We start from the raw sequence: 14,027 nt of genomic DNA, 5'->3' as shown, positions 1-14,027 counted from the left end.
TCCGCCCGCCGGGCCCGCCCCGGTATCGGCCATCGCGCTCGAACCGGCATCGGCCGATCGGTTGATGGCCCGTACGACCCCTGGGGGTCCGCCCCGGTGCGCCGCCTGGCGGGATAAAACCGGAGGACCGATATACGGACGGACCGTAGGCTCCTTCCTGATGCACCAGGAACATGTAGAAGCCAAGGACCGGTCGGCCGTGCGCTCACTGTTGCGGCTGTGGCCGTACGTGAAGCCGGTACGGGTACGGCTCTTCGGCGCCGCCCTGGTGGCGGTCGTCGCCTCCTGTCTGGGCCTGGTGATCCCGCTCGTCCTGAAGTGGATCGTGGACGGGCCGGTCGCGCACTCGGACCCGGGCGGGGTCTGGCTCGGTGCGCTGTGTCTGCTGCTCCTGGGCATCCTGGAGGCGGTGCTGTTCGGGGTGCGGCGGTGGATGGTGGCGCGTCCGCTGGCCGGGGTCGAGGCGTCGATGCGGGCCGATCTGTACCGGCATCTGCAACGGCTTCCGGTGGCCTTCCACGACCGGTGGCCGTCGGGGCAGTTGCTGTCGCGCGGGACCACGGACCTGATGCTGCTGCGGATGTTCCTGGCCTTCCCGCTGACCTTCCTGCTGGTCAACGCGACGACGATCCTCGCCGGGTTCGTGGTGCTGCTGGTCCAGGAGTGGACGCTGGGGCTGGTGCTGCTCGCCCCGGTCGTCCCGCTCATGCTCATCTGCTCGGCGTTCGAGGCGAAGTACGCCAAGGTCGCCCGCCGCGCTCAGGACCAGGTCGGCGACCTGACCACGGTGGTCGAGGAGAGCGTCCTCGGCATCCGCATCATCAAGGGCTTCGGCCGCCACCGCAGCCAGTCCGACGCCTTCCGGGCGCTCGCCGGGAAGCTGCGCGGCACGGAGCTGGGCAAGGCCCGGCTGCTCGCCCGGATCTGGGCCCTCATCACCACGCTGCCCGAACTCGCCATCGGGGCCGCGCTGGTGTTCGGCACGATCCAGGTCGCCGACGGTGAGCTGTCCGCGGGCACCCTGGTCGCCTTCCTGTCCACCGCCCTCGCGCTGCGCTGGCCCGTCGAGTCGATCGGCTTCATGCTCGCGTGGAGCCAGGAGGCGGCGACGGCGACCGAGCGGTACTTCGAGGTGATGGACGCCGCCGAGGAGGAGGAGGACGCCGGGCAGCCGGCCGCGCCCGGGACCGCCGGGCCGGGCGGGATGGTCTTCGAGGGCGTCGAGTTCCGCTACCCCGACGCGGAGGAGGGCTCGGCGCCCGTGCTGGCCGGCATCGATCTGCGCATCCGGCCGGGCGAGACGATGGCCCTCGTCGGCGCGACGGGGTCCGGCAAGACCACGCTCACCTCGCTCGTGCCCCGGCTGTACGAGGCGACGGCCGGGCGGATCACCCTGGACGGCGAGGACATCTCCGCGATGCCGCGCGCCCGGCTGCGGGAGCTGGTGTCGGTGGCCTTCGAGGAGCCGACGCTCTTCTCGGCGAGCGTCGGCGAGAACGTCCTGATGGGCGACGAGGCGGCCGGCGAGGAGGAGTTGCTGAGGGCGCTCTCGGTCGCCCAGGCGGGTTTCGTCCACGAGCTGCCGCAGGGCATCGCCACGGAGGTCGGCGAGCAGGGCCTGAGCCTCTCCGGCGGCCAGCGCCAACGCCTCGCCCTGGCCCGTGCGGTGGTCGGCCGCCCGCGCTTCCTCGTCCTCGACGACCCGCTCTCCGCGCTCGACGTGCACACGGAGGCCCTGGTGGAGGCGGCACTCCGCCAGGTCCTGGCGGATACCACCGCGGTGGTGGTCGCACACCGCCCGTCGACCGTGATGCTCGCGGACCGGGTGGCGCTGCTGTCCGGCGGCCGGATCAGCGCGGTCGGCACGCATCAGGAACTCCTGCGCACCAATGCGGAGTACGCGTGGCTGATGTCGGGGGCGGAGGCGGAGGGCGGCGCGGAGGCGGAGCCCGTAGCGCAGGCGAAGCCCGTACCCGGCACCGGCCCCACCGATCCCCCGGGCGCGAAGGCCCCCGCCGAGGAAGGCAGCACCCGATGACCAGCACGACGACCGGACGGCCCGCCGAGCCCGGCGGTGAGGCGGACGAGCAGCCGGTCGCCCCGGACGCGGCGGCCGGGGACCCGTTCGACCAGGACGACCTGCCGGCCCCGCGCGGCGCGACAGCGCAGTTGCTCGGCTCGTTGCTGCGGCCGATGCGGAGGCGGGTGGCGGCGTCCGCCCTGGCGATCCTGTTGCAGCAGGCCGCGGTGCAGGCGGGCCCGCTGCTGGTGGCGTACGCCATCGACAGCGGGGTGCCCGCCTTCCGCGACGACGACTACGGGCCACTGATCGCCGTGGCGCTGGGCTACGCGCTGTGCGCGGTGGTCTCGGGCGCCCTCCAGTACGCGTTCATCCGGCTGTCCGCGCGGGTCAGCCAGGACGTCCTGCTCGACCTGCGCGGCCGGATCTTCCGGCATGCGCAGGCGCTGAGCGTGGACTTCCACGAGCGGTACACCTCGGGCCGGCTGATCTCGCGGTCCACGACGGACCTGGAGTCGCTGCGGGAGCTGCTGGACGAGGGGCTCCAGGAGCTGATCCACGTCGTGCTGTCGTTCGTGTCCATCTCCGTGGTGCTGCTCTGGCTGGACCCGGCGACGGGCGCGGTGGCGATGGCGTCGTTCCTGCCGCTGTATCTGCTGGTGCGGCTCTACCGGAAGCGCGCCTCGGTGCTGTTCGCGGCCCGTTCGACGGCGATCGCGTCGGTCATCGTGAAGTTCGCGGAGACCATGAACGGCATCCGGCCGGTCCAGGCGTTCCGCCGCGAGCCGGTGAACGAAGCGGCGTTCCTGGCGCTGAACACGCGGCACCGGTCCGCCAACAGCGCCGCGATGATGGAGAACGCGCGGTACGTCGTCGGCTCGCGGCTCGTCGCCAACACCGCGGTGGCCGGAATCGTGCTGTGGGGTGCCTACCGCGTGGCGGACGGCGGTCTCGCGCTGGGGGTGCTGGCCGCGGTGGTGCTCTATCTGCGGCGGCTGTACGACCCGATCGACCGGCTCAGCATGTTCCTGAACTCCTTCTCGTCCGCGGCGGCCTCGCTGGCGAAGATCGCCGGGCTGCTGGCCCAGGCGCCGACGGTCCCGGAGGCACTGGAGCCCGTCGCGCTGCCGGCCCGGACCGGGGACACCCCGGGCCGCGAGGTGGTCTTCGACGGGGTGGGCTTCGGATACCGGACGGGCGGCGAGGTGCTGCCCCCGTTCGACCTGACGATCCCGGCCGGGCAGACGGTGGCCGTGGTCGGCTCCACGGGGGCCGGCAAGTCGACGCTGGCCAAGCTGCTGGCCCGGTTCTACGACCCGAGCGCGGGCCGGGTCCTGCTGGACGGCACCGATCTGCGCGACCTGGCCACGCCCGAGCTGCGGCGCGGCGTGGTGATGGTGACCCAGGAGGCGTTCCTGTTCTCCGGAACGGTCGCGGAGAACATCGCGATCGGCCGCCCGGAGGCGGGCCGGGAGGAGATCGAGCGGGCCGCGAAGGCGATCGGCGCGCATGACTTCATCACCGGTCTGCCCGACGGCTACGACACCGATGTACGCAAGCGGGGCGGCCGGATCTCGGCGGGGCAGCGGCAGTTGGTGGCGTTCGCCCGGGCGCTGCTGGCCGACCCGGCGGTGCTGATCCTCGACGAGGCGACCAGCTCGCTGGACATTCCCGGTGAGCGCGCGGTCCAGCAGGCGATGGACACGGTGCTGCACGGCCGCACCGCGGTGGTCATCGCGCACCGGCTCTCGACCGTGGAGGTCGCGGACCGGGTGCTCGTGATGGAGCACGGCCGGATCGTGGAGGACGGCACACCGGCCGGACTCGTCGCGGGCACGGGCCGCTTCGCCGGCCTGCACCGGGCCTGGCGGGAGAGCCTGGCCTGACGGCCCGGGACCGCCCCGGCCGTCCGCCCCATTTGTCACGAGGGCGGACAGCCGGATCGCGCCACACCCGCGCACTGTCTCGACAGGTGGGAACTTTCCGCTTGTTCACATTCGCGTCGCACTCCGCCCTTCCGCCGGTAACCACGACGCGCCCTGCACTTTCGGGCCGCAGGAGCCCTCGGGGCACCCCTCGGCACCCCTTGATCACCGCCCGGGAAACGTCCGCTTAACGAACACGCATCTTCCGGCAACGAACGAATTCCAGCCAAGTTGTTGACGCGGTCCTGACAGAGATGGCCGACTCCTGACACTCTTCACCCCGTTCCGCGCTCTGCTTGCTCTGTCCGGACGGCTCACCCAGCCGCCGGTACCCCCCTCGCAGAAGGAGTCCGCGTGAGATCCACGCACAGCCGTCGTGCCACCGCGACCGGCGCTCTCATAGCCGCAGCAGCCCTCCTCGCCGTGGGCGTCCAGACCGGACCGGCCTCCGCCGCCCCGGACAACGGCACCACCAGGACCGCCACCGCCGGCAAGGCGAACCCCGGCGCCCTGCCCAAGCAGCTCTCGCCCTCGCAGCGTGCCGAGCTGATCCGCGAGGCCACCGCGAGCCGGGCCGCGACGGCGAAGGAGCTCGGCCTCGGGGCCCAGGAGAAGCTCGTCGTCAAGGACGTCGTCCAGGACAACGACGGCACCACGCACACCCGTTACGAACGTACCTTCGACGGCCTCCCGGTCCTCGGCGGCGACCTGGTCGTCCAGGAGACCAAGGCCGGCGCGACCCAGAGCGTCGTCAAGGCGTCCCCCGCCACCGCCTCCCAGCTGAAGGCCGTGGACACGGTCGCGGACATCGCCCCGGCGGCGGCCGCCAAGCAGGCGCTCGGCGCGGCCAAGGCGGCCGGTTCGGACAAGGCCGAGGCGGACCAGGCGCCCCGCAAGGTCGTCTGGATGGCCTCCGGCACCCCGCAGCTCGCGTACGAGACCGTGGTCGGCGGCCTCCAGGAGGACGGCACCCCGAACGAGCTGCACGTCATCACCGACGCCACGTCCGGGGCCAAGCTCTTCGAGTGGCAGGCCATCGAGAACGGCGTCGGCAACACCGAGTACAGCGGCCAGGTCACCCTGGGCACCTCCGGGTCCTCCGGCTCGTACAACCTGACCGACACCGCGCGCGGCAACCACAAGACGTACAACCTGAACCACAGCACGTCCTCCGGGACGGGCACGCTGTTCTCCGGCTCCGACGACGTCTGGGGAGACGGCAACGGGACCACCCCGGAGACCGCGGCCGCGGACGCCCACTACGGCGCGGCCATGACCTGGGACTACTACAAGAACGTCCACGGCCGCAACGGCATCAAGGGCAACGGCGTCGGCGCGTACTCCCGCGTCCACTACGGCAACAACTACGTCAACGCCTTCTGGTCCGACAGCTGCTTCTGCATGACGTACGGCGACGGCAGCGGCAACGCCCACCCGCTGACCGCGCTGGACGTGGCGGCCCACGAGATGAGCCACGGCGTCACCGCGAACACCGCCGGACTGATCTACAGCGGTGAGTCCGGGGGCCTCAACGAGGCGACCAGCGACATCTTCGGCACCTCCGTCGAGTTCTACGCCAACAACGCCACCGACAAGGGTGACTACCTGATCGGCGAGAAGATCGACATCAACGGCGACGGCAGCCCGCTGCGCTACCAGGACAAGCCGAGCCGCGACGGCATCTCCCCCGACAACTGGTACTCGGGCATCGGCAACACCGACGTGCACTACTCGTCGGGCCCGGCCAACCACTTCTTCTACCTGCTGTCCGAGGGCAGCGGCGCGAAGACCATCAACGGCGTCAGCTACAACTCCCCGACCTCGGACGGCCTGCCGGTGACCGGCATCGGCCGCGCGAAGGCCGAGCAGATCTGGTTCAAGGCGCTCTCCACCAAGTTCACCTCCACCACCAACTACGCGGGCGCCCGCACCGGCACCCTCGCGGCGGCCGGTGAGCTGTACGGCACCAGCAGCGCCGAGTACAAGGCCGTCCAGGACGCCTGGGCCGGGATCAACGTGGGCGAGCGCTCCGGCGGCGGCACCGACCCCACGGACCCGGGCGACGGCACGGTCTTCCAGAACAACACCCCGGTGACCATCCCCGACGCCGGCCCGGCCGTCACCAGCGCGGTCACCGTCACCGGCCGCTCCGGCAAGGCGCCCAGCGCCCTGAAGGTCGGCGTGGACATCACCCACAGCTGGCGCGGTGACCTGGTCATCGACCTGGTCGCACCGGACGGCACCGCGTACCGGCTGAAGAACGCCTCGTACTACGACTCGGCGAGCAACGTGAAGACGACGTACACCGTCAACGCCTCGTCGGAGAACGCCAACGGCACCTGGAAGCTCCGGGTCCAGGACGTCTACTACTACTACGGCGGCACGATCAACAGCTTCAAGCTGACCTTCTGAACCACCTGAGCGCCACCCCCACCAGTGCGCGGGTCACCGCATGACCCGTCACTGACCCGACGCAGCCGCCCGGGCGGAGACATCTCCCCCCGGGCGGCTGTCCCATGTGCTCAGTTCGGGTTGTTCGCGTGGGTCAGGGTCTCCCACAGGAAGACCGCGATGCCGATCGCGGCCCCGGTCATGGACAGCTCCCAGTTGCCGTTGCTGTTCGAGCCGTTGATGACCTTCGGCAGATAGACGTCGCGCAGCATGGCGGCGAAGCGGCCGGAGTTCGGCCAGGAGTTGTACGTGTACTTGATGATCTCGGCGGCCCGCGGCCAGGAGGAGCCCGCCCAGCCGGTCTGGAGCGGGGCGTTGCTGTTGGTGTGGTCCCTGATCACGGCCGACCAGGCATCCATGATCCCGATCGCCTTCTGCGCGTAACGGCTGTCTGGTCGTAGGCGCTCTTCCAGGGCTGGGCGCCTGCACCTTGGAGCGTACGAAGTCGAGCTGGGGGCGGCTGACGAGTACGCCGGGGTGGGTGAAGGCCGCGGGGGCGGCGGCCCGGGCCGGGGTGGCGGCCGGCCCGGCGGAGGCTGCTGTCTTCGGAAAGCGAAGGGCCCGGCACCGGGAAGCCCTCTCCCGGTGCCGGGCCCCGGGGGCCGCTCGGCTCAGCGCAGCAGCACGCCCCCGCCGTCGCCCATGGCCCCGGTCGGCTGCGCGACCAGGCCGAGTTCGGCGCCGCCGGCCAGCAGCCGGTGGGCGGGCAGCACGCGCACGGTGTAGCCGTACGGTCCCGTGCGGTCCAGGGCGAGCGGGCCCTCGTACAGCCAGTGGCCCTCCAGGTCCTGGCCGCCCGCCGGCTTCAGCGGGAAGACCTGGGCGTCGGAGATCGCGTCGGCCGAGTCGACCCGACCGGCCACCGCCTGCACCTCCACGTCGTCCGGCGCCAGCGCGCCCAGCGAGACCCGGACCCGCAGCGCCAGCGTGGACCCCAGCTCCGCCGTCGTGCCGGAGGCGGTCGGCGTCACCGCCTCCACATGGTCGACGGCCACCCTCGGCCAGCCGGCCCGGACCTTCGCCTTCCAGCCCGCCAGCTCCCGCGCCCGGGGCCCGTCCAGCGCGCGCTGGGCGAGCGCGGCGGGGGCGTACAGCCGCTCCACGTACTCCGCGACCATCCGGTCGGCGAGCACCTTGGGCCCCAGGGTGCCCATCGTGCGGCGGACCATCTCGGTCCAGCGGCCCGGCAGCCCCTCGTCCCCGCGCTCGTAGAAGTGCGGGGCGACCCGGTCCTCGATCAGCTCGTACAGGGCGTTCGCCTCCAGGTCGTCGCGCCGGTCCTCGTCCAGCGCACCGCCCTCGGCCGTGGGGATCGCCCAGCCGAAGTCCGGCTCGAACCACTCGTCCCACCAGCCGTCCAGCACCGACAGGTTGAGACAGCCGTTCAGCGCGGCCTTCATCCCGCTCGTGCCGCACGCCTCCAGCGGGCGCAGCGGGTTGTTCAGCCAGACGTCGCAGCCCGGGTAGAGCTTCTGGGCCATCGCCATCCCGTAGTCGGGCAGGAAGACGATCCGGTGCCGGACCCGGGCGTCGTCGGCGAATCTGACCAGCTCCTGGACCAGCCGCTTCCCGCCGTCGTCGGCCGGATGCGCCTTGCCCGCGACGACGATCTGGACCGGCCGCTCCGGATGCAGCAGCAGCGCCCGCAGCCGGTCCCGGTCGCGCAGCATCAGCGTCAGCCGCTTGTACGAGGGGACGCGGCGGGCGAAGCCGATGGTGAGGACGTCCGGGTCGAGCACCCCGTCGATCCAGCCGAGCTCGGCGGGCTGGGCGCCCCGGTGCCGCCAGGAGGCGTACAGCCGCTGCCGGACCTCGGCCACCAGCTGTTCGCGCAGGGTGCGGCGCAGGTCCCAGAGCCGGCGGGCCGGGATGTCCGCGACGGAGTCCCAGCGGCCCGGGGCCGAGCCCGACTCGGCGCGCAGCCGGTAGACCTCGGGGGCGACCCAGGTCGGCGCGTGGACCCCGTTGGTGACGGAGGTGATCGGGACCTCCGGCGCGTCGAAGCCCGGCCAGAGCCCGGCGAACATCTCCCGGCTGACCGCGCCGTGCAGCGTGGAGACCCCGTTGGCGCGCTGGGCCAGCCGCAGCCCCATGACCGCCATGTTGAAGACACCCGGGTCGCCGCCGGGGTAGGTCTCGGTGCCGAGTTCCAGGACGCGGTCGGCGGGGACGCCGGGCAGTTCGCCGTCCTCGCCGAAGTGGCGGGCGACGAGTTCGCGGTCGAAACGGTCGATTCCGGCCGGGACCGGGGTGTGCGTGGTGAAGACGGTGCCGGCCCGGACGGACTCCACCGAGGCGTCGAAGTCCAGGCCCGTGGTGGCGAGTTCGCGGATGCGCTCCAGGCCGAGGAAGCCGGCGTGGCCCTCGTTGGTGTGGAAGACCTCGGGGGCGGCGTGGCCGGTGAGCCGGCAGTACGCGCGCACGGCGCGGACCCCGCCGATGCCCAGCAGCATCTCCTGGAGCAGCCGGTGCTCGCTGCCGCCGCCGTACAGCCGGTCGGTGACCTCGCGCTCGCCGGGGGCGTTCTCCTCGACGTCGGAGTCGAGCATCAGCAGGGGGACCCGGCCGACGTGGGCCTGCCAGATCTGGGCGTGCAGGGAGCGGCCGCCGGGCAGGTCCAGGACGACCTGGGCCGGGGTGCCGTCGGCCTCGCGGATCAGGGTGAGCGGCAGCTCGTTCGGGTCGAGGACCGGGTAGTGCTCCTGCTGCCAGCCGTCCCGGGACAGGCTCTGCCGGAAATAGCCGTGGCGGTAGAGCAGCCCGACGCCGATGAGGGGCACGCCCAGGTCGCTGGCGGCCTTGAGGTGGTCCCCGGCGAGGATGCCGAGCCCGCCGGAGTACTGGGGCAGGGCGGCGGTCACCCCGAATTCGGGTGAGAAGTAGGCGATGGCGGCGGGGAGCGCGGCGTCCTGCTCGCGCTGCTCCTGGTACCAGCGGGGGCCCTGGAGATAGGCGCGGAGGTCGGCGGACGCCTCGGCGAGCCGGCGCAGGAACGCTTCGTCCCGGGCCAGCTCGGCGAGCCGCCCCGCGGACACGGAGCCGAGCAGGCGTACGGGATCGCACTCCGCGCCGGAGCCGGCCGCCGGGTCGACGGACCGGAAGAGCTCGCGGGTCTCGGTGTGCCAGGACCAGCGCAGGTTCCGCGCCAGGTCGCTGAGGGGTTGGAGGGAGTCCGGAAGGACGGGACGCACGGTGAATCGACGAATGGCCTTCACGTATTCCACCTTTACAGGGGACGTACGAATCCGAGCGGGACGCACCTCCATGTGCACCGCTCCATCACCCTCGACGGTAGCCGGGCCCCCGGCGCGCCGGACACGGCGCGTGAATTTCCCGTATGCCCCGTCCGTACCGGAAGGGTTCACCGGACCCGTACGCCACAGAGGTTATGGCCGGTTCTTTCTCCTCGGACGACATTTCACCGGATTGGCCCATCATGTTGCGGGGAAAGGCTTCTCCGGCACGCGTGTCCTTCATTCCCCGGCCCACGGTGACCGGCCCCCCGGTTCGTATACGACCTGTTTGGACTGCCATTCGAGTGAACGCGCACAGGAGCGGCCATGCCCACACCCCACCAGTCATCCACGGAGCGACTAGAAAGGACGCATCCCCACCTTCGCGGCGCGCGCGTAAAGCCCTCGGCGCACGCTGCCCACTTTGCCGAGTCCGAGCTCCAGCCCCCAGGTGATTCCATGATCGGTCGCATTCCCGTTCTCGACGTCCATCCGCTCGTCGACTGCGGCAGAAGGCCCGCCAAGGCCGTTGCCGGTGAGACCTTCCAGGTCACCGCGACCGTCTTCCGCGAGGGCCATGACGCGGTGGCCGCCAATGTGGTGCTGCACAGCCCGAGCGGCCGCCCGGGCCCCTGGACGCCGATGCGCGAGCTGGCGCCGGGCACCGACCGCTGGGGCGCCGAGGTCACCCCGGACGCCGAGGGCCGCTGGACGTACACCGTCGAGGCGTGGAGCGACCCGGTCGCCACCTGGCGGCACGCGGCGGGGATCAAGATCCCGGCGGGCATCGACACCGCGCTGGTCCTCGCCGAGGGCGCCGAGCTGTACGAGCGCGCCGCCGAGGGCGTCCCGAAGCGCGACGGCCGGGAGGCGGTCCTCGCGGCGGTGGACGCGCTGCGCGACGCGTCCCGCCCCGCCGAGGCGCGGCTGGCGGCGGCCCTGGCGCCCGAGGCCCGGGAGGCGCTGGACCGCCACCCGCTGCGCGAGCTGGTCACCGCGTCCCGGCCGCACCCGCTGGTGGTCGAGCGCCGGCGCGCGCTGTACGGCTCCTGGTACGAGATGTTCCCGCGCTCCGAGGGCGCCCGCTACGAGACCCCGAAGCCGCGCAGGGGCCGGGGCGCCAAGGCCGCCGAGGCGCAGCCGGCCCGGCTGGTCAGCGGCACCTTCCGGACGGCGGCCGAGCGGCTTCCGGCGGTCGCCGCGATGGGCTTCGACGTGGTCTATCTGCCGCCCGTCCACCCCATCGGCACGGCCCACCGCAAGGGCCCGAACAACTCACTGACCCCGGGCCCCGAGGATGTGGGCGTGCCCTGGGCGATCGGTTCGGCGGAGGGCGGGCACGACGCGGTCCACCCGGATCTGGGCACGCTGGAGGACTTCGTCCATTTCGTGGAGACGGCCCGTCGTCTGCGTCTCGAAGTGGCCCTGGATTTCGCCCTCCAGTGCTCGCCCGACCATCCGTGGGTGGCGAAGCACCCCGAGTGGTTCCAGCACCGGGCCGACGGCTCGATCGCGTACGCGGAGAATCCGCCGAAGAAATACCAGGACATCTATCCGATCGCCTTCGACAAGGATCTTCCGGGCATCGTCGCGGAGAGCGTCCGCATCCTGCGGTTCTGGATGGACCGGGGGGTGAGGATCTTCCGTGTCGACAATCCGCACACCAAACCGGTGATCTTCTGGGAGAAGGTCATCGCGGAGATCAACGGCACCGATCCCGATGTGATCTTCCTGGCCGAGGCATTCACCCGCCCCGCGATGATGCGCACCCTCGGCGCCATCGGATTCCAGCAGTCGTACACGTATTTCACCTGGCGGAACACCCGCCGGGAACTCACGGATTACGTGACCGAACTGGCCGGTGAGACCGCCGCGTTCATGCGGCCGAATTTCTTCGTGAACACCCCCGACATCCTTCCCGGATACCTTCAGGAGGGCGGCCGGCCCGCCTTCGAGGCCAGGGCGGTGCTCGCGGCGACCCTTTCCCCCTCCTGGGGGGTGTACGCGGGGTACGAGCTGTGCGAGAACACCCCGATCCATCACGGCAGTGAGGAGTACCTCGACTCGGAGAAGTACGAGATCCGGCCCAGGGACTGGGAAGCCGCAGAGCGCGAGGGCCGTTCGCTCGCCCCGCTCATCACCTCGCTCAACCGGATCAGGCGCCGCCACCCGGCCCTGCAACAGCTGCGTGACGTGCACTTCCACGCGTCGGACAACGACGCGGTGATCGCGTACAGCAAGCGTTCCGGTTCGAACATCCTTCTGGTGGTCGTCAACCTCGACCCGCACCACACCCAGGAGGCGACCGTCTCGTTGGACATGCCGCAACTCGGCCTCGACCGGCACGAGAGCGTGCCGGTGCGCGACGAGCTCACCGGCACTTCCTATCACTGGGGCAGGACGTTCTATGTGCGCCTTGAGCCGGGCGTGACGCCCGCGCACATCGCCGTCCTGCGACCGTCCCCGCCGACCGGAGGGTCACCCACACCATGATCGTCAATGAGCCCGTCCACGACACGTTCGAGGACACCCCGGCCAAGGACCGCGATCCCGACTGGTTCAAGCGTGCCGTCTTCTACGAGGTGCTCGTCCGGTCCTTCCAGGACTCCAACGGCGACGGCATCGGAGACCTGAAGGGGCTCACCGCCAAGCTCGACTACCTCCAGTGGCTGGGGGTCGACTGCCTCTGGCTGCCGCCCTTCTTCAAGTCACCGCTGCGCGACGGCGGTTACGACGTCTCCGACTACACCGCCGTGCTGCCGGAGTTCGGCGATCTCGCCGACTTCGTGGAGTTCGTGGACGCCGCGCACCAGCGCGGCATGCGCGTGATCATCGACTTCGTCATGAACCACACGAGCGACCAGCACGAGTGGTTCCAGCAGTCCCGGACCGACCCCGACGGGCCGTACGGCGACTACTACATCTGGGCCGACGACGACAAGCAGTTCCCGGACGCCCGGATCATCTTCGTGGACACCGAGTCGTCCAACTGGACCTTCGACCCGGTGCGCAAGCAGTACTACTGGCACCGGTTCTTCTCGCACCAGCCCGACCTCAACTACGAGAACCCGGCGGTGCAGGAGGAGATCATCTCCGCGCTCCGCTTCTGGCTGGACCTGGGCATCGACGGCTTCCGGGTCGACGCGGTGCCGTACCTCTACCAGCGCGAGGGCACCAACTGCGAGAACCTGCCGGAGACGCACGACTTCCTCAAGCGGGTCCGCAAGGAGATCGACGCCAACTACCCGGACACGGTCCTGCTCGCCGAGGCCAACCAGTGGCCCGAGGACGTGGTGGACTACTTCGGAGACTACGGCTCCGGCGGGGACGAGTGCCACATGGCGTTCCACTTCCCCGTGATGCCGCGCATCTTCATGGCCGTACGGCGCGAGAGCCGCTACCCGGTATCCGAAATCCTGGCGAAGACCCCGGCGATCCCGGACAACTGCCAGTGGGGCATTTTTCTGCGCAACCACGACGAGCTGACGCTCGAAATGGTGACGGACGAAGAGCGCGACTACATGTACGCGGAGTACGCCAAGGACCCCCGGATGCGGGCCAACATCGGCATCCGCCGCCGGCTGGCGCCGCTGCTGGACAACGACCGCAACCAGATCGAGCTGTTCACCGCCCTGCTGCTGTCGCTGCCGGGCTCCCCGATCCTCTACTACGGGGACGAGATCGGGATGGGCGACAACATCTGGCTGGGCGACCGGGACGCGGTCCGCACCCCGATGCAGTGGACGCCCGACCGCAACGCCGGATTCTCCTCCAGCGATCCGGGGCGGCTCTACCTCCCCACGATCATGGACCCGGTCTACGGCTACCAGGTCACCAACGTCGAGGCGTCGATGGCCTCCCCGTCCTCGCTGCTGCACTGGACCCGGCGAATGATCGAGATCCGCAAGCAGAACCCCGCGTTCGGCCTCGGCACCTACAACGAACTGCCGTCGTCGAACCCGGCCGTGCTCGCCTTCACCCGTGAGCACGGGGACGACCTCGTGCTGTGCGTCCACAACTTCTCCCGGTTCGCACAGCCGACGGAGCTCGACCTCAGGTCCTTCAACGGGCGTCATCCGGTGGAGCTGATCGGCGGGGTGCGCTTCCCCGCCGTCGGTCAGTGGCCCTACCTGCTGACACTCGCGGGACACGGCTTCTACTGGTTCCGGCTGCGCAAGGACGCACCGCCGAGCTGACGCGCAAAGCCCGGTGCGGGGCGGTTTCCGCCGCCCCGCACCGGGCACCCGCCCCCATACCGGGTGGTTCAGGAAGCTTCCTGGATCCTCCTGGCGTTTCGATCCCCTCATGTCGAGTCCGTACGGATCATCCTGACCCGACACGTCCCGCACAGCCGGACAGCCAATGCCGCAATCCGGGACACTCTTCGCATCCTGTGGT

At 70.9% G+C, this 14,027-nt stretch carries 6 protein-coding genes and 1 pseudogene; 5 read left to right on the top strand and 2 right to left on the bottom strand.

Annotation, left to right across the window (positions count from 1 at the left end; genetic code table 11):
* Positions 1-160: 160 nt before the first annotated feature.
* From OG338_RS21840 to OG338_RS21830, 3 genes are all read left to right on the top strand, one after another.
* Positions 161-2,038, top strand: a complete 1,878-nt coding sequence (locus tag OG338_RS21840) for an ABC transporter ATP-binding protein (protein WP_405938928.1) — start codon at positions 161-163, stop codon at positions 2,036-2,038.
* A complete protein-coding gene (locus OG338_RS21835; protein WP_405938927.1) occupies positions 2,035-3,906 on the top strand; it encodes an ABC transporter ATP-binding protein in 1,872 nt (623 codons plus the stop codon). The genes OG338_RS21840 and OG338_RS21835 overlap by 4 nt, the downstream gene beginning before the upstream one ends.
* A 393-nt stretch (positions 3,907-4,299) precedes the next feature.
* Positions 4,300-6,357, top strand: a complete 2,058-nt coding sequence (locus OG338_RS21830; protein ID WP_405938926.1) for a M4 family metallopeptidase — start codon at positions 4,300-4,302, stop codon at positions 6,355-6,357.
* A gap of 146 nt (positions 6,358-6,503) precedes the next feature.
* On the opposite strand, the pseudogene OG338_RS21825 reads toward OG338_RS21830, so the two are convergent.
* Together OG338_RS21825 and glgP are read right to left on the bottom strand one after the other, a co-directional pair.
* Positions 6,504-7,011: pseudogene (locus OG338_RS21825) on the bottom strand (hypothetical protein); the annotation flags it as partial.
* Positions 7,008-9,611, bottom strand: coding sequence for an alpha-glucan family phosphorylase (glgP, locus tag OG338_RS21820; protein ID WP_405938925.1), 2,604 nt, complete (start codon positions 9,609-9,611; stop codon positions 7,008-7,010). The pseudogene OG338_RS21825 and the gene glgP, both read right to left, overlap by 4 nt.
* Positions 9,612-10,088: 477 nt before the next feature.
* Here glgP and OG338_RS21815 point away from each other — a divergent pair, with 477 nt between their 5' ends.
* Both OG338_RS21815 and treS read left to right on the top strand, forming a co-directional pair.
* Positions 10,089-12,122, top strand: coding sequence for an alpha-1,4-glucan--maltose-1-phosphate maltosyltransferase (locus OG338_RS21815; protein WP_405938924.1), 2,034 nt, complete (start codon positions 10,089-10,091; stop codon positions 12,120-12,122).
* A complete protein-coding gene (gene treS, locus OG338_RS21810; protein WP_405938923.1) occupies positions 12,119-13,825 on the top strand; it encodes a maltose alpha-D-glucosyltransferase in 1,707 nt (568 codons plus the stop codon). The genes OG338_RS21815 and treS overlap by 4 nt, the downstream gene beginning before the upstream one ends.
* The last annotated feature ends 202 nt before the right edge of the window (positions 13,826-14,027 follow it).

The organism is Streptomyces sp. NBC_00726 (assembly GCF_045161735.1).
GTDB lineage: Bacteria > Actinomycetota > Actinomycetes > Streptomycetales > Streptomycetaceae > Streptomyces.
Note: the sequence above shows the minus strand (reverse complement) of the source record. Positions and strands in the feature narration are given on the sequence as shown.

Bases quoted from the DNA above. Each gene is read 5' to 3' on its own strand.
- OG338_RS21835 (WP_405938927.1), top strand. From the start codon at position 2,035: ATGACCAGCACGACGACCGGACGGCCCGCCGAGCCCGGCGGTGAGGCG.
- treS (WP_405938923.1), top strand. From the start codon at position 12,119: ATGATCGTCAATGAGCCCGTCCACGACACGTTCGAGGACACCCCGGCC.
- OG338_RS21815 (WP_405938924.1), top strand. From the start codon at position 10,089: ATGATCGGTCGCATTCCCGTTCTCGACGTCCATCCGCTCGTCGACTGC.
- OG338_RS21840 (WP_405938928.1), top strand. From the start codon at position 161: ATGCACCAGGAACATGTAGAAGCCAAGGACCGGTCGGCCGTGCGCTCA.